Genomic DNA, 15,272 nt, shown 5'->3' on the forward strand with positions numbered 1-15,272 from the left:
GTCACCCCCTTACAATGACACAAAAATGGTTTGATACAACAAAATGACAAAATAAACCGCACATGTAAGAACAAGTATAAAAGCAACAACAAATCTCGCTCGGAAATAGGCGAACAACATCATCGTGTTTTTCAAGTCAAGCATGGCACCATAAACAAGAAAGGCTAAAATCGCTCCTGCGGAAAAAGCATGTCCAAACGAAGCAGCAACAAAAGCATCTGCTTCTGAACAGAGTGATAACATATAAGCGAAGCCCATCATTACTAGAGGAGAGACAAGCTCATTTGTCCCGATTTGCAAAAGTTCATTTCTGTTAAGAAACGTTTGCAGCAAACTTGTGAAAAACGCGCCAATCAGCAAATATTTGCCTGTATCAAAAAATTCGTCGCTTGCATGATATAATGTTTCCTTCCATTTATTTGTTGTATGTACATGCTCATGCGAGGAAGAAATCTTTGTTTTGAGGGGATTTTTTTGTTGAAAAAGACGATACATGATCAATCCAACTAAAACGGCGACTAAAAAGGCAAGCCCGATGCGGGCAAAAGCAATTTCATTTTTTTGCTGAAACGCATAGTAAGTGGAAGCAAAGACAACAGGGTTTATAATCGGTGCACTGATTAAAAAGGTCATGCCAGCTGCCGGTGGCATTCCTTTTTTAATCAACCTTCTCACAATTGGAATAATCGCGCATTCACAGACTGGGAAAATGATGCCGAAAAAAGCAGCGGAGACAATCGCCACATATGGATTTTTCGGAAGCCAGCGCCGCAGCGTATCTTCTGAAATAAACGTTTGAATGATGGCAGAAACAAAAACGCCAACTAAGATAAACGGAATCGCTTCTAAAATAATGCTTAAAAACATCGTATTAACAATCGCCCACTCTTTTGGCAGCGTAAATTTTATGTTGCTCATTCCGTAAAAAAAGAATAAATACAAAAATAGCAATAGAAGAACAAACGCAAAAAAATCATTTGCCGCATTAGAAATCGCTCTTTTCACACACTCTCTCCTCCATTAGTGTTTTTCCCATTCATTTCATAAATTTTTAGATATAAATCGTAATGTTTCCTATTACCATATATATAGGTTGTCCGAGAAAATATGACTAAAAATAAGTAAAGGCGTACTCAATAGAATAGATCAAAAATGAAAGGAGCAACGTTTTGTCACATGTCTAACAAAACGTTGCTCCCCATATACATAGAATAGATGCAACAAAAAGTAAATTTTCTTCTCAAACAAACAGAGGCTACCTATAGGGTAGCCTCTGTTTTTCTTAACCAAATACTTTCTTTAATTCCTCTTTATCTTGCTCTAACCAGAAACGCATAAGACGTTTAGCGCCTTCTAAGTCATGAAGTTTTGCTTGACCGCATTGTCTTTCCGTTGCCGCCGGAACTTCTGTTGCATTTAATGCGTCTTTCATCGTATCTTCAAGCAAATCGATAATTTCATCCACTGTAGGAGAACCGCTTACGACTAAGTAATAACCTGTTTGGCATCCCATTGGAGAAATATCGATAATATCAAAGTGATCATATTTTTCCGCATGCTTGCGAATATTGAACGCGAGCAAATGCTCGAGCGTATGAATCGCATCCGGTTTCATCGCTTGTTTATTTGGCTGGCAAAAACGAATATCAAATTTATTCACAACGCCATCGCTGCCCACTTTATGAACACCGCAGTGTCTAACATATGGCGCTTTTACCGCGCAATGGTCTAGTTCAAAGCTTTCTACTGAAGGCATATTATCACTCCTAAAATCATTTTCTGGTTATATCATACACTGAAATCCGATTTTTTTCATCTATCTTGTATGAATTGTTAAAATGCAACAAATGTGATGTCTGTCTCTCATTTATGATACATTGTTTATAGTATATTTTATTTATTGGATGTGGTGCGAATGTTAAAAAAATTATTTATCGCTCTCATACGCTTTTACCAAATTTTTATTTCTCCGTTAAAACCACCAACATGCCGATTTTATCCAACCTGCTCTCATTATGGACTAGAAGCGGTGAAACGATTCGGCGCTATCAAAGGGGGATGGCTGACAATCAAACGCATTTTAAAATGCCATCCGTTTCATCCAGGCGGGTTTGATCCCGTTCCTGAAAAGGTAGAAAAACGGAAATAAATTATTGTTCGTATCCATTAACAACTAAATCTAATCTCCCTGTATGCGGGTCAATAATTAATCCGTGCACAGGGACATTTGGCGGTAAAAGCGGGTGATTTTTTAACATATTCACGCTATGTTTTACGCTCTCTTCTACAGAGTCAAAGCCTTTCAACCAATTTTCAAGATCAACACCTGAGTATTTTAACATCTCAAGTCTCTCTTTAGGAATGCCTCTTGCGACCATTTTCTCCAGCATCGCTTCCGCTTTAATTGCTCCCATACCGCAATCATAATGGCCAATTACACAAACTTCATCAGCCTTTAATTCATAAATAGCAACAAGCAAGCTGCGCATAATACTGCCAAACGGATGAGAAAGAATGGCCCCCGCTGTCTTTACAATCTTTACATCCCCATTTTTCACGTTCATTGCCTGCGGCAAGAGCTCCACAAGTCTTGTATCCATACATGTTAAAATAACAAGCCGTTTATCAGGATATTTTGTTGTTTCATATTTCTTATATTCTCTATTCTCAACAAACTTTTTATTGTATTCAAGAATTTCTGTTAGCAGATTCATTGTTCCTCTCCTCCTAGAACTTGCTTTAAAAATAATATAGCATAGCTGTTGTCATTTTCCTAATTTTCTTGTATGATTGATACTGTTAAATCGTAATAATTACGATTTATAAAGAGAGGAGGAAACTAAAATGAACAAAATTCCTATTACTGTATTAAGCGGTTATTTAGGCTCTGGAAAAACAACATTATTAAATCACATATTACACAATCGTGAAGGAAAGAAAATCGCTGTCATTGTTAACGATATGAGCGAGGTAAACATTGATGCGGAGCTCGTTAAACAAGGCGGTTTTTCCCGCACGGAAGAAAAACTCGTGCAAATACAAAACGGCTGTATTTGTTGTACATTGCGCGATGATTTAATGAAAGAAGTTGAAAGATTAGTTGATGCCGGCGGGATTGATTACATTGTCATCGAATCTTCAGGAATTAGTGAGCCAATTCCAGTAGCACAAACATTTACATACATTGACGAAAATCTAGGAATTGACTTAACAAAAAAATGTCGCTTGGATACGATGGTAACCGTAGTCGACGCCAACCGCTTTTGGGCTGATTTTGCATCAGGCGAAAGCTTGCTTGATCGAAAACAAGCTGTTGATGAAACGGATACACGTGAAGTAGCGGACTTGCTGATTGATCAAATCGAATTTGCCAATGTGATTTTACTAAATAAAGTCGACCTTATTCGTCCTGAAGAGGCGAAAGAACTTGAAGGCGTGTTAAAAAAGCTCAACCCGGAAGCGAAAATTATACAAACAACATTCGGTCAAGTACCACTGGACGAAATTTTAAATACCCATTTATTCGATTTTGAAAAAGCTAGTCAAGCTGCAGGCTGGATGAAAGAATTGAATGAAGAACATACTCCAGAAACAGAAGAGTATGGCATCTCTTCATTTGTTTATCGCAGAAGACGTCCGTTCCATCCAGAACGTTTCATGAATTGGCTCGAAAATTGGCCAGTTGAAGTTGTCCGCGCAAAAGGCTTTTTCTGGCTTGCTTCACGAAATAACATGTGCTGTCTTTTATCACAAGCGGGAACATCCATCATGATTCAGGGAGCTGGTGAATGGGTCGCGGTTTATCCAGAAACGGAACGCCAACAAATTCTTAAAGAGGACCCTGAGTTGCTCGCTAAGTGGGATGAAACATATGGGGATCGCATGACGGAACTCGTCTTTATCGGTATCGACATGAATCGCCAAGAAATTGAAACGTCTTTAGATGAGTGTTTGCTGACAGAGGAGGAAATGAATCAAAATTGGGCAACATTTCTGGATCCGCTTCCTGAATTTACTGTTTCCCAATAAATGATTCTAGTTCTCAAATCGTAATTGTTACGATATAATAGCAAAGGAATTTGCTTGTCAAACCAATTATAGAGAAAGGGGCTTAACATGAAAACAAAAGCATTTATTTTATCCCTTTTACTTGTTGTCTCCGCTTTTTTGTATGGTTGCAATGCTGAAAACAATCAAGAACAGACAACGGAAAAAGCAAAAGATGTTTTAACGATTTATACAACCGTTTATCCATTGAAGGACTTTGCAGAGAAAATCGGAGGCAAATATGTAAAAGCACAAAGCGTATACCCTCCGGGAGTCGAAGCGCATACGTTTGAGCCAACAACAAAAACGATGAAAGACCTTGCCGATGCCGATGCATTCATTTATATCGGCCAAGGAATGGAAGGATTCGTCGATCAAACGACGAAAACATTAAAAAATGAAGATGTAAAATTAGTTGAGGCCGCGAAAGGAATCAAGTTTCTCGATTCCACTCACGAACATGACGTCGAAGCTGAAGACGAACACAACGATGAACATCATCACGGTGATAAAGATCCGCATGTTTGGCTAGACCCTGTGCTTTGCATTACGATTGCAGAAAATATTAAAAATGCGCTAGTAGAATTAAAACCGGAAGCAAAGGACACATTTGAGAAAAACTTCGCGTCCTTAAAACAACAATTAGAAGATCTTGACCAACAATTCCAAGCGGTAGTAAAAGAGTCACCGAAAAAAGAAATTCTCGTTTCCCATGCAGCCTACGGTTATTGGGAAAAAAGATATGGCATTGAACAATTAAGCGTTGCTGGTCTTTCACCGACAAACGAACCTTCGCAAAAAGAACTGGCGAACATTATTAAAACAGCCAAACAACATGACATTAAATATATTCTCTTTGAGCAAAACGTAACTCCGAAAGTAGCGGAAGTCGTTAAAAACGAAATTGGCGCAGAAGCTCTCCACCTCCATAACTTAGAAGCATTAACAAATGAAGATATTAAGAAAAATAAGGACTATATCACGATTATGAAAGAAAACTTGGAAGTGTTGAAAAAAGCATTACACTAAACCAGCCTATCACGATTAACTATACTATAATGATTAGAGGATAATATGTTCAATATAAGAGCATATATCCTCTTTTTTCATACATATTAGATTGAGAATGTAGATATTAAATAACTCTTAAAAGGGGAAAAACATAGCCCATAGCTGGTAGCGTAGCGAGGTCTCTAAAAAGACTTTAGATGGTGAAGACCTATGAGGGTGCAAGAGGTTCTTTTCGAGAATAACAGCAAAAGATACCATGTTAGTGAATATATCTAGATTAAGGATTAAAAAATTCGAGATCAAAGCAAAACTTTTACTTTGTTAATATAGCTCTGTTAAATGTTCATGAGCAAAAAAGTCATTTACCCCAAAATGCAAAACACCGTTCAATTTTCGAACGGCGTTAAAAACATGAGTTGTTTAATTTTTGAATTCAATACCCCAATGTCCCAGAGAACAATAAAATCGTCTCTTCGTTAACTATCGCACCTTTAGTTGAATAATAGGACTTAACTCATTTTAAATAAAAAGTTTCTTCATTTTTGTCATCCCACTTTATAGTAACTTTTATAGGTTCATCTTCCCTAGTTACTGCACACCCAGAACAAGAAGAGGATATTCGAATGGTTGCTCCTTTATGTATATCTTCCTTTCGAACAGTTTCGCCGTTACCGTCATTAATGACAATCTCTAGGTTCTTAAATTTAGTATCCTTTTCTCCATTTTTATAACCAAAAAGGTAATTTCCATCTTCCCTATTACCACTAATGTTTGCAGAGTATTCTCCTTTCCAGTTCTCACTTTCCCCGGAAAGAAAAATGTGTTTATCACTACATCCGACCAAAATTGAAACCAAAAGAATTACAAATAAGAAAGGTTCTTTCATTGTAACCTCCCATAAAGCTTTACTCTTATACTTACTTATTCTTTCTTAAACTAACTCACCTCGGTTAGTACAATAAAATGGCCTTACTTCTTCTTGAAGTAAAGGTTCCGTCAGCCATCCTTGAAGCGAGCTTCATCACAGATGATGGAAGTTAATTCATTCTTCCAAAGGAGGCAAAATATTTTTTTAATCTCGGTGTTATCCTTTAGAATGATCAACTTGTCATTGTATTGGCTTAACATGTTTAATATTTCTGGTTTGCTTTCGTTCTCAAAATAATAATAATTCCACTCAAACATCTTCATAAATATTTTAAAACTGGGTTTATAGTTTGCTTTTTCAAGCCCAATTTTTTGTAAAATAAATCTCTTTATAATTCTAAATGTCCTTTTAGAGTAGTCTGTATCTAAAAATATAATCAATTCTGCATTCTGAAAACTTGGAAGTACCCATTTATGATGAACACCTTCTACAATCCAAGCAGCAGAATGAATTATATGATTCAAACATTCGTCTCTTTCTTCTTCACTTCTTCTTATATCCCCAGATTTACACCTTTTCCAAACAACGTTATCTAATTCGTAGAACGGAATATTTAGCTTAGACGATAGAGTTCTTGCTAATGTTGTTTTCTCGCTTCCCACCGAGCCAATAATATGTATTTTATTAGGTATATTACTTTTCATCGAGATCACCACTTAATAGATAATTTATATAATCCCTTTTCTGCATAAGTCCGATATTACCTTCTATCTTGTTCAACTAAACTGCTTCGTTAGCCACTCATGCATCACTTCGCGGCACCACAGATGAGGAAAGGTAATTCGTTCTTCCATGGAAGACAACCATGCCGCATTGATGCGGCACCATCAGAAGAATGAAAATACTAATTTTCAGGATCGTTCAATAAGAATCGACCATGTTCTTTAACAGAACCTAATGTATAAGAAATAAAGTTTCTTCATAGCGTTTGACAAAAATAAAAGGTAAGCAAACATATTAAATATGACTTGCTTACCTTTAAGATTTTTAGGTCTTAATAATCCATTTAGTCTTAGTCTGTTTTTATTGTACATGTTTTCTTTTTCCGCTCACAGTACCTTCTGTTCTCTGGAATACTCCGTTCTTGTAATAATGAGAAACATGCTTATTGTAGACACGGCCATCTGCTAAGCCTCGAACGAGTTCTTTTGCTGTTTGTTCATCCATATTCTTGTACCACGTTCCATCTGGATAGACAATAACGACACAAGCATCTTGGCATCTCCCGTTACATCCTGTTCGCGTTGTGTGAATCAAATCATCAGCACCTTGCACGGAAATTTCATTGCGTATAGCTTGCGTCACTTCTTCTTCGCCGCTTCTCATGCAGCTCGAGCCATTGCAAATGAAAATATGATGCTTCATTTTCGAAAAATCCCATGTAGCCATCCTTCTCTCTCCCTCTATATACTTTAAGATAAAAAAAGCTGTTGAAACAACGTCAACAGCTTTTTCGTCATTTTTGTTTCATATTGTATTTTTGCATAAAACGTTCTGCACGGCCGCCGCGCTCAGCAAATTTTTGCTTACCTGTGTAGAACGGATGCGTATCAGAGCTTATTTCTACTTTGATAAGCGGATATGTATTCCCGTCTTCCCATTCGATGGTTTCATTCGACGTTTTTGTCGAACCGCTTAAAAATTTATAACCGCTGTTTACATCCATAAATACAACTTTTTGATAATTAGGGTGAATGCCCGGTTTCATTTTCTCGTACTCCTCCTCAATCTCTATGATTAATCGTAATGATTACGATTTACTGAACAAATTTATTCTACATGAAATTCAAATCACCTGTCAACGCTTCTGACACACAAAAATCATCCGTGGTGACTCAGATTTCTTTTATGTTTGACCGCCATAGTCGCCAAAAACATGTAAAATATGAAAAACATACTTAGCAAACATCTCAGCCATTTTTTCTTGCGTATACAGTTTTACCTTTTCTTGATATGCCCTTTCTCCTTTGATGTCCTTCACAATAATGTTTTTATGACGACGTTTTTGTTGACTTTTCGATACTGCGTAATATCTAATCCTTCTCTTTGTTCACAGGAAAATAGAATTAAATTCTTCTTGAGATAGCCGGGATTCAAATGATCGAATGAAAAATGCCTCCTCTTTTTCATGCATTGCTTATATTGCGAATCACAAGTTCATTTTCCTCATCTTTATCAAAATAACTAAAACTTGCAAAAAAGAGTAACAACATAATCAAAATCTTCCCGACATCGAATATGATCCATCGGCTTGCTTTTGGCAATACGAAGCAATGTTTGCGACAAATCAACACCGACAACGTGTAGTCCTTTTTTGGCAAACCATCTGCTATGTCTTCCTTCGCCGTAACATAAGTCCAATAATTTTTTGTCGGGTGCAAAACCAATAATCAATTTTCTCTAGCTCTTCTACAGCGTGTTCATCATTCCAGTATTCATAAATTTTGACATAATCCTCTTGAAAATGCTGCTCATCCCCCTGTTGCACACTTGATCCTCCTTAAAAACTCAAATCATAATGGGTACGCTTTTGGAAAAGTATTTTAGCCAGCAATATACATCCTGTAAATTAGACTGCATTGAGAATATTTTTTAGAAAAATGTGGACAATAGGGATTAATCATCAAATTAAGGAAAGGAATGTCTTCTCAATGGATGATTTAGTCATCGCACGAAGCTTGTTCGGAACAACAATGGCGTTTCATATTATTTTTGCTACGCTCGGTGTGGGGATTCCACTTATGATTTTATTTGCCGAACTTCTTTATCAAAAAACGAAGGACCGCGACTATGCAGTAATGGCAAAACGGTGGACGAAGGGACTGGCTGTGTTGCTGGGAGTAGCCATCCCGTCTGGAACTATTGCCGGTGTCCAATTATCGCTGTTATGGCCCGGATTTATGGAAGTTATCGGGAAAGTGATGTCTCTTCCGTTTCAAATTGAAATTTATGCCTTTTTCATCGAAGCGCTATTTATGTCAATTTACGTATATGCAGCTGATCGCATTTCACCAGCTATGAGGATTTTGAGTGTTACACTTATTGCGATTGGCGCCAGCGCCTCTGCGATTTTAATTACAAACGTGCACGCGTTCGAAGGAACACCCGCAGGATTCCGGATTGAAAATGGGGAAATCGTCGACGTCGATCCTTGGGTTGCTTTTTTTAATCCAAGCTTTTTTGTCACCGCGGGGCATGTTGTGCTTTCCGCTTTTATGACGGGAGCATTCGTTCTTGCCTCGATCGCCGCCTATCACATGTTACGAACGAAACATCATGAAAGAGTATATCGATTTCATCGTAAAGCGTTAATGCTATCCTTAACTGTTGGTGGTATTTTCTCTTTGTTGACCGCGTTAAACGGGCACGAGTCTGCGCAGCTACTCCACAAATATCAACCAGAGAAACTAGCGGCTGCAGAAGGACTATTTGAGACACAGTCCCATGCTCCTCTTGCCATCGGCGGCTATACAGACCGAGAGACAGAGTCGGTCAAATGGGCGATTGAAATTCCATGGGCATTAAGTTTTTTAGCTGGCAACAGCTTTGATACGGTTGTCAGGGGGTTGAACGACTTTCCAAAGGAATGGTGGCCTCCTCTATTCGTTCATACATTATTTAATGCAATGGTCGGGATTGGATTTCTGCTCATCCTTCTTTCTATTATTGGTTTTGTATGGAATAAAATCATGAAACGGCCTACATTTCCGCACTGGCTAATGTGGTGTTTTATTGCAGCCGGCCCGCTTTCTGTACTCGGCATTGAGTTTGGATGGATTTTCGCTTGTACAGGAAGACAACCGTGGGTTATTTATCGGATGATGAAAACAGAAAATGCCGTGACTCAAACCGGAAACTTAGCCACATTATTTGTCCTTTTCGTTGCCGTTTATATCATCTTAAGCATTGCTGTCGTTCTCGTGTTACGCTATTACTTCCGCCGACATCCTGTGGCAAATGATTTAGAAGAAAAGCCGAATGAAGGCTCCCTTCAAATGTAGGAAGGAGAGAAAGATCAATGACAAACGAGCTTATTGCGATTACTTTAATATGGGGATTTATTTTCATCTATGCGGTAATGGCGACAATGGACTTTGGCGCTGGGTTTTGGTCGATGGTGTATATCAATCAAGAAAAAACAAAAGCTACCAACATCGCAAACCGTTATTTATCTCCGACATGGGAAGTCACAAATGTCTTTATCGTTGCGATTGTCGTCGCCCTTGTCAGCTTTTTTCCGGGGGCCACATTTTTATTAGGAACAGTATTGCTGGTCCCTGGCAGCATTATTTTGCTTCTTCTTGCGATTCGCAGTGCTTTTCTCGTGTTTGCTCATATTACAAAAGAGTATGAAAAAGCACTTACCTACATTTCTGGAATTACAGGCATTATTATTCCAGCACTACTCATTAGCGTATTGCCGATTACACATGGGGAATTTATCGAAATGAAAAACGGAACCCCGGCATTAAATATAAGTCGATTATTAACGAGTCCGCACGAGTACGCGTTTATCGGATTCGCGATTTCGAGTACGCTTTTTCTTTCTTCGTTATTGCTAGCGGATTATTCGAACGTCGCTGATGAGAACGATGCCTATCGTATTTATCGTCGCGATGCTCTTATCCTTGGACCAATATCATTGTTAATGGCACTGTTTATTATGCTTACGATGCAAAGAGAAGCGACATGGTTGTATGAGAAAATGATGAATTACTTACCTTGGCTGATCGGCTCGGTACTTATGTTTTTTGTCGCTGGGATTGCCCTATTTTTACCATCAACAAAGCATAAAGAGATGCGTGGTCGTCCACGCCTTGCCGTTGTAGCGATTGTCATTCAATACTTTCTAGCGAGCTATGCATACGGAAAAGCGCATTTACCATATATGATCTACCCCGATGTCACGATTCAATCTGGGTTTACTCATCCAAATACATTTCGCGCTCTTTTTGCTTCTTATATCGTTGGATTCCTTATACTGTTTCCTGGTTTTGTGTATTTCTGGCGCTTATTTATGAAAGACCAACGTTATGTCCGACAAAAAAACGAAGGATAGAAAAAGCGGCTCCGTTTTCTTCGGAAACCGCTCTCTTAATTCGATTAGGCATGGTTGACAGAGTGGCTACTCAATCGAACGCACATATTCGGCAATCGCCGCAATTTCTCCCGGAGTCAATGTCTCAACCTCTTTTGTTTGATGGCGCTCAATGGCTTCTTCAATCGTTTTCGCACTGCCGTCATGCAAGTAAGGAGCCGTTGCCCAGACGCCGCGCAATGTCGGTGTATCCCATTGTTTTGGTGTGCGCGGATTCGTAAAATGAGCCCGTGCATCTCCCTTAGAAGACTTGTCTTGTGGATTAGCAGTACCGATATCATGTAAATAGTCGGTATTCGCTGTCGTTAAATTTCCCTTTGCATCGACAGCTTTCGTGCTGTCTGTAAAATATTCGCCGCCATGGCAGCTTAGGCAATTCCCTTTTCCGTTAAACAATTTCTCCCCTTCTTTTGCTTTGGCAGTCAAACTGCCATCTTGATTCCGATACGGACTTTTCGGAACAGGAAATGAATTCGGATCATTTAAGTAGGCCAGTATCGCGTCATACATATGTTGTACCTTCGGAGGCAGCGGTTTTCCTGGATCGAGATTCATCATTCCTCCCATTTCGTTTTGCACCGTATGAATGTAGTCGGTGAAATCATCACGGGAGCCATCCCACATAAACAATCCTGTTTTTGTCGCTAAAATGTTGCTTGGCACATTTCGTGGTCCTTTCGGTGTTAACAGCGTTAACTTATTAATGTCCCCATCGCTGTGGCAAGAAGCGCAGCTCATCCAGTTATTTCCTGTGATATTAGTCGCAAATTCATCGCTATTGGCGCTGTAAAATATCGTTTTTCCTTCACGTACAAGCGGCGAAAGCGAATCTTTCGCAATTAAACGGATCGTGCCTTTTACCGCTTTCACTTTTGCATACGGGCTTTTTCCTCCCGTCTGAATCATTGCAAGGTCATGGCTCATCGCATTATGCACAAACAACGTCTTTCCATCTGGCGAAATGACAATCCCGCGCGGATTGTTCCCTTCAATGCGGCGCAAAATTTGTGTCGCGTTCCCACCTCGTTGTAAATCAAATACAACTAAATCTTCACTCCCTGACATAATCGCATACGCCTTACTTCCATCTGGTTGAAAAGCGATATCGTATGGATTAGAGACAATGATCGTTTCATTTTTTACATCTGATACATTGATTTCTGCAAATAATTCCTTACGTTCGTCCGTTAGCTCTTCGTCTTTTTCAAGATCGATGACAGAGATAGCTGGAAAAACGGTTTCTTCAAAATTAATGGGTGTGTCAATGTTCGTTAATAAATGAGGCACATATGCTTTTTTTCCGTCCGGAGCAATAACAATTTGTTCGAGCGTATTTGGAATGCCTTGGCTTTTTTTACGATCAGCTTGATCTGGTGATGGAGCAAGCGCAATTTCTTTTATCACACGGTTTGTTTTCGTATCAATCACACTAATTTTCGCGTCTAAATACTCGGTAACATATAACTTTTTCCCGTCTGCCGTCAGCGCTAGTGCGCGCGGACGATCGCCGATGCTGATTTCTTTTTTCTCTTTTCCTGCTGCCAAATCAAATACGGATAGCGTACCGGAACGATAATTGGCGACATAGAGCGTTTTTCCATCTTGGCTTGTAACAAGCCCGAACGGCTCGATTCCGGTTTTTAAGTGATCGACGACTTTTTTTTCCTTAAGGGAAATGACATCAACTCGGTCATCATGCATACATGAGACGTATAGCCATTGTTCATCAGGACTTAATGCAAGTTGTCTTGGCTCCTTCCCAACTGGAATTTCAGCTTCCTTCTTTTTCGTCTTCGCATTAAGAATCGTTACTGAATTAACATCAATGTTAGCTATATATAACGTATCTCCTTTTTGGTTCATAGCAATATTATCGCTATGAACCGGATAATGGCGAACGACTTTTTTTTCTGATTCAAACACCGGGCTTGCCTGACAACCTGTTAACCATAGAAGCAGCAATATCCCAATGAATAAATATCGTTTCATCCTAATTCATGCTCCCCCGTTTTTAATTAACAAAAAATGAAAATCATTATCATTATATAAAGAAAAGCGGCAAATCTCAATGATTGCCGCTCAACTTTCATTTATTTTTAATGTTTTTCCTTGACTTCCACGTTTAGTAAAATCGGGGCGATTCCGTATTTTCCATGCCCAGCCTGTACTTGTGGCACGTGGTCACCATCTGTATTCCCGGATTTATCCCCTTTGATATATACATCGCCAGTATCCCAAAATTCGCTTGCTTGCATTCCTTCTTTCACGCTCGGACCGTCGATAATTCGATCATAAAAATCAACATACCGTGAAATTATCGTTTCCCTTTCTAATGACTTAATTGGTTTATCGGCTTCTGTGTTATTTAAGTTGTTTAACGCCACGCGGAGTACCCCTGATAGCGCTCCAGCGACAAACGGATTATATTTCATTTCGTCTTTTCCTGTTTTATAAACATGTAGCTGTTTGTCCCAGAAATGGTTATCCATCGCTTCATAAATCGTGCGTGCCGCATCGCGATATTGTTCGTCTTTTGTCGCTAAAAAGGCCGCTGTCAATCCGCGTATTGCCCCAAGTTGCGCAAGCAAGGTAGGTTCTGACTGCTCCGCGCCTTCGCCAATAACAAAACCGTTAGCAACTAGTCCATCTTTTCTCATCAGTTTCGTCACAATAAAGTCAGCTTGTTTTTTTATCAATTCTAATGCGCGTTTCCCTTCCGCTGTACCGAGTCCTTTTGCATCTTCTCCGCTTGCATATCCAACCGGAAGACCGTCGATCGCACGTTCAAAAATGCGCAATGCTTCCATCGTATAGCCCGCTTGGAATGTGTCGATGCGCTTCCCTTGTTCATTTCCGTTATTCTCTTCGACAAACGCTCCTACTTCTGGATTAAAATGCATCATATCAATATTTTTAAACACTTGTAATAATACATCGCGATTCACAGAATAAGGGTCGGTAGACACAACATCATTGGATGGATTGTTATCAAGATTTTCTTTCGCTGCGCTTGGATATGGCGCTCCATCAAATACCGCTAAAAAGGCTGGATTTTGGTTTTTATTTTCTGGTCGTTGATCTGTTATGCCGTAAAATTCAGAGGCCGGCCAAAGCATGAGCCATTGGTCTTGAAGCAAGCTTCGCTGATCTTCCACGACCAATTGTTTGACATTTGGCGCTAACTCGTTTCCGTCCTCAACAACTTGAATTTTATGCGGCAAATAGACGAATCCTTTTGCAGGATCGTAGTGGCTTCCAGTTGCTTTCGTTAGTGTTTGTTGTTTCGCATTGTAAAATAAATGATCACGCACAAAGTTTAATTTGTTCCAAATCTCTTCGGTCAAAATCATTCCTTGCATACCATCGGCGGAACTGACCCCTAGCGCAATATTCTTATCTTTGTCATCGTTCGGTGTCTTTGCTTCCAGCTCTTCATCTTTGTCAACCGTATGAAATCCGCCTAAAAAATCTCCTGCCCAGAGCGCTTGTTTTAAAAATACGGCCCCGTAGGCAGATGGAGTTAATATTTTGTCCATTTTATCGCGATTCCAGCGCAACGATTGAAAATCTACTTGGTAAACTGGTACGTACGTTTTATCATCGTTTTCCGAGTATACCTCTGTATCCACTTTCTGAGCGTAGTGAGGGTCGCCGCTCGCATACTCAATCATCGTCGGAAACATATTTCGAAAAATCTCCTCGCGCGGATAACCGACGCTATCGGCTAACTCGTAAAACCGATCAGCTAATGCTTCGTCATTCGATTTATGTACTTTTTTCGCCCACTGTTCGGTTACCGGACCATGAATTAAATGAAGCCCTAACCCTGACTTTTCCGTGACCTCATACATCGCTTCCTCCGAATATTCGTACGATTCAATGCCAGCCGTATAGTCAAACTTTGTAGGTTTGTCTAATTTTCGAGCATCCAATACATCTAAATCAAGTCCTAACCCTTCCGCTAGTGGTTCTCCCGATAGCTCAAATTCCGAATAAGCAAACATATTACCGGCCGTATCAAACGTATAATCTGTCACTGGCACTTCGATATTCGCCGTCGTTCCCTTTTCTTTTTTATTGCTTCCTGTTGATTCGTGGTCGGACGTACAAGCAGAGGTAAGCAATAAGGAAGACATGAGCGCCGTTGCTGTCATTACCTTCCACGGTTTCTGTTTCATAATGACTCCC

At 39.5% G+C, this 15,272-nt stretch carries 16 protein-coding genes; 5 read left to right on the plus strand and 11 right to left on the minus strand.

The features are described from left to right. Nucleotides 1-9 precede the first annotated feature (9 nt). Complete coding sequence (locus tag HNR31_RS03205) at nucleotides 10-1,005, minus strand: permease (protein WP_228485545.1); 996 nt, start codon at nucleotides 1,003-1,005, stop codon at nucleotides 10-12. A gap of 277 nt (nucleotides 1,006-1,282) precedes the next feature. Then, a complete protein-coding gene (locus HNR31_RS03210) occupies nucleotides 1,283-1,756 on the minus strand; it encodes an S-ribosylhomocysteine lyase (RefSeq protein ID WP_181537650.1) in 474 nt (157 codons plus the stop codon). A 159-nt stretch (nucleotides 1,757-1,915) separates the two neighbouring features. Here HNR31_RS03210 and yidD point away from each other — a divergent pair, with 159 nt between their 5' ends. After that, nucleotides 1,916-2,149, plus strand: coding sequence for a membrane protein insertion efficiency factor YidD (yidD, locus tag HNR31_RS03215; protein ID WP_181554799.1), 234 nt, complete (start codon nucleotides 1,916-1,918; stop codon nucleotides 2,147-2,149). 1 nt (nucleotide 2,150) lies between these two features. On the opposite strand, the gene HNR31_RS03220 is transcribed toward yidD, so the two are convergent. Beyond that, nucleotides 2,151-2,714, minus strand: a complete 564-nt coding sequence (locus tag HNR31_RS03220; RefSeq protein ID WP_181554800.1) for a beta-class carbonic anhydrase — start codon at nucleotides 2,712-2,714, stop codon at nucleotides 2,151-2,153. Nucleotides 2,715-2,844: 130 nt separating this feature from the next. On the opposite strand from HNR31_RS03220, the gene HNR31_RS03225 reads away from it, so the two are divergent. Then, nucleotides 2,845-4,029: a GTP-binding protein gene (locus tag HNR31_RS03225; protein ID WP_181554801.1), complete on the plus strand. Its 1,185-nt coding sequence runs from the start codon at nucleotides 2,845-2,847 to the stop codon at nucleotides 4,027-4,029. 87 nt (nucleotides 4,030-4,116) lie between these two features. Beyond that, nucleotides 4,117-5,076 (plus strand): metal ABC transporter substrate-binding protein, encoded by a 960-nt coding sequence (locus HNR31_RS03230; protein ID WP_181554802.1) that lies wholly within the window; start codon nucleotides 4,117-4,119, stop codon nucleotides 5,074-5,076. Nucleotides 5,077-5,572: 496 nt separating this feature from the next. Here the strand turns inward: HNR31_RS03230 and HNR31_RS03235 are convergent, their stop codons facing one another. The 6 genes from HNR31_RS03235 to HNR31_RS03260 form a co-directional block, all read right to left on the minus strand. After that, on the minus strand, nucleotides 5,573-5,944 hold the full coding sequence (locus HNR31_RS03235; protein WP_181554803.1) for a hypothetical protein: 372 nt from the start codon (nucleotides 5,942-5,944) through the stop codon (nucleotides 5,573-5,575). 110 nt (nucleotides 5,945-6,054) lie between these two features. Then, nucleotides 6,055-6,630, minus strand: coding sequence for a P-loop NTPase family protein (locus HNR31_RS03240; protein WP_181554804.1), 576 nt, complete (start codon nucleotides 6,628-6,630; stop codon nucleotides 6,055-6,057). A gap of 379 nt (nucleotides 6,631-7,009) precedes the next feature. Continuing rightward, entirely contained in the window at nucleotides 7,010-7,375 is a 366-nt protein-coding gene (locus tag HNR31_RS03245; protein WP_181554805.1) for a (2Fe-2S) ferredoxin domain-containing protein, read from the minus strand. 67 nt (nucleotides 7,376-7,442) lie between these two features. Then, nucleotides 7,443-7,694, minus strand: a complete 252-nt coding sequence (locus HNR31_RS03250) for a type B 50S ribosomal protein L31 (RefSeq protein ID WP_181554806.1) — start codon at nucleotides 7,692-7,694, stop codon at nucleotides 7,443-7,445. 476 nt (nucleotides 7,695-8,170) lie between these two features. Beyond that, nucleotides 8,171-8,380, minus strand: coding sequence for a class I SAM-dependent methyltransferase (locus HNR31_RS19230; protein ID WP_220129360.1), 210 nt, complete (start codon nucleotides 8,378-8,380; stop codon nucleotides 8,171-8,173). Further along, entirely contained in the window at nucleotides 8,316-8,474 is a 159-nt protein-coding gene (locus tag HNR31_RS03260) for a hypothetical protein (protein WP_181554808.1), read from the minus strand. The genes HNR31_RS19230 and HNR31_RS03260 overlap by 65 nt, the downstream gene beginning before the upstream one ends. A 163-nt stretch (nucleotides 8,475-8,637) precedes the next feature. On the opposite strand from HNR31_RS03260, the gene HNR31_RS03265 reads away from it, so the two are divergent. Further along, nucleotides 8,638-9,987: a cytochrome ubiquinol oxidase subunit I gene (locus HNR31_RS03265; RefSeq protein WP_181554809.1), complete on the plus strand. Its 1,350-nt coding sequence runs from the start codon at nucleotides 8,638-8,640 to the stop codon at nucleotides 9,985-9,987. Between the two features lie 17 nt (nucleotides 9,988-10,004). Further along, a complete protein-coding gene (locus HNR31_RS03270; RefSeq protein ID WP_181554810.1) occupies nucleotides 10,005-11,045 on the plus strand; it encodes a cytochrome d ubiquinol oxidase subunit II in 1,041 nt (346 codons plus the stop codon). A gap of 66 nt (nucleotides 11,046-11,111) precedes the next feature. Here the strand turns inward: HNR31_RS03270 and HNR31_RS03275 are convergent, their stop codons facing one another. Continuing rightward, nucleotides 11,112-13,073, minus strand: a complete 1,962-nt coding sequence (locus tag HNR31_RS03275; protein ID WP_181554811.1) for a beta-propeller fold lactonase family protein — start codon at nucleotides 13,071-13,073, stop codon at nucleotides 11,112-11,114. Between the two features lie 107 nt (nucleotides 13,074-13,180). Then, nucleotides 13,181-15,262, minus strand: coding sequence for a hypothetical protein (locus HNR31_RS03280; protein WP_181554812.1), 2,082 nt, complete (start codon nucleotides 15,260-15,262; stop codon nucleotides 13,181-13,183). Nucleotides 15,263-15,272: the final 10 nt, after the last annotated feature.

The organism is Thermaerobacillus caldiproteolyticus (genome assembly GCF_013761245.1).
Lineage (GTDB): Bacteria > Bacillota > Bacilli > Bacillales > Anoxybacillaceae > Thermaerobacillus > Thermaerobacillus caldiproteolyticus.

Coding starts and splice junctions, on each gene's coding strand:
- HNR31_RS03220 (WP_181554800.1), bottom strand. CDS start 2,714: ATGAATCTGCTAACAGAAATTCTTGAATACAATAAAAAGTTTGTTGAG.
- HNR31_RS03245 (WP_181554805.1), bottom strand. CDS start 7,375: ATGGCTACATGGGATTTTTCGAAAATGAAGCATCATATTTTCATTTGC.
- HNR31_RS03265 (WP_181554809.1), top strand. CDS start 8,638: ATGGATGATTTAGTCATCGCACGAAGCTTGTTCGGAACAACAATGGCG.
- HNR31_RS03230 (WP_181554802.1), top strand. CDS start 4,117: ATGAAAACAAAAGCATTTATTTTATCCCTTTTACTTGTTGTCTCCGCT.
- HNR31_RS03235 (WP_181554803.1), bottom strand. CDS start 5,944: ATGAAAGAACCTTTCTTATTTGTAATTCTTTTGGTTTCAATTTTGGTC.
- HNR31_RS03250 (WP_181554806.1), bottom strand. CDS start 7,694: ATGAAACCGGGCATTCACCCTAATTATCAAAAAGTTGTATTTATGGAT.
- HNR31_RS03270 (WP_181554810.1), top strand. CDS start 10,005: ATGACAAACGAGCTTATTGCGATTACTTTAATATGGGGATTTATTTTC.
- HNR31_RS03275 (WP_181554811.1), bottom strand. CDS start 13,073: ATGAAACGATATTTATTCATTGGGATATTGCTGCTTCTATGGTTAACA.
- HNR31_RS03225 (WP_181554801.1), top strand. CDS start 2,845: ATGAACAAAATTCCTATTACTGTATTAAGCGGTTATTTAGGCTCTGGA.
- HNR31_RS03240 (WP_181554804.1), bottom strand. CDS start 6,630: ATGAAAAGTAATATACCTAATAAAATACATATTATTGGCTCGGTGGGA.
- HNR31_RS03280 (WP_181554812.1), bottom strand. CDS start 15,262: ATGAAACAGAAACCGTGGAAGGTAATGACAGCAACGGCGCTCATGTCT.
- yidD (WP_181554799.1), top strand. CDS start 1,916: ATGTTAAAAAAATTATTTATCGCTCTCATACGCTTTTACCAAATTTTT.
- HNR31_RS03210 (WP_181537650.1), bottom strand. CDS start 1,756: ATGCCTTCAGTAGAAAGCTTTGAACTAGACCATTGCGCGGTAAAAGCG.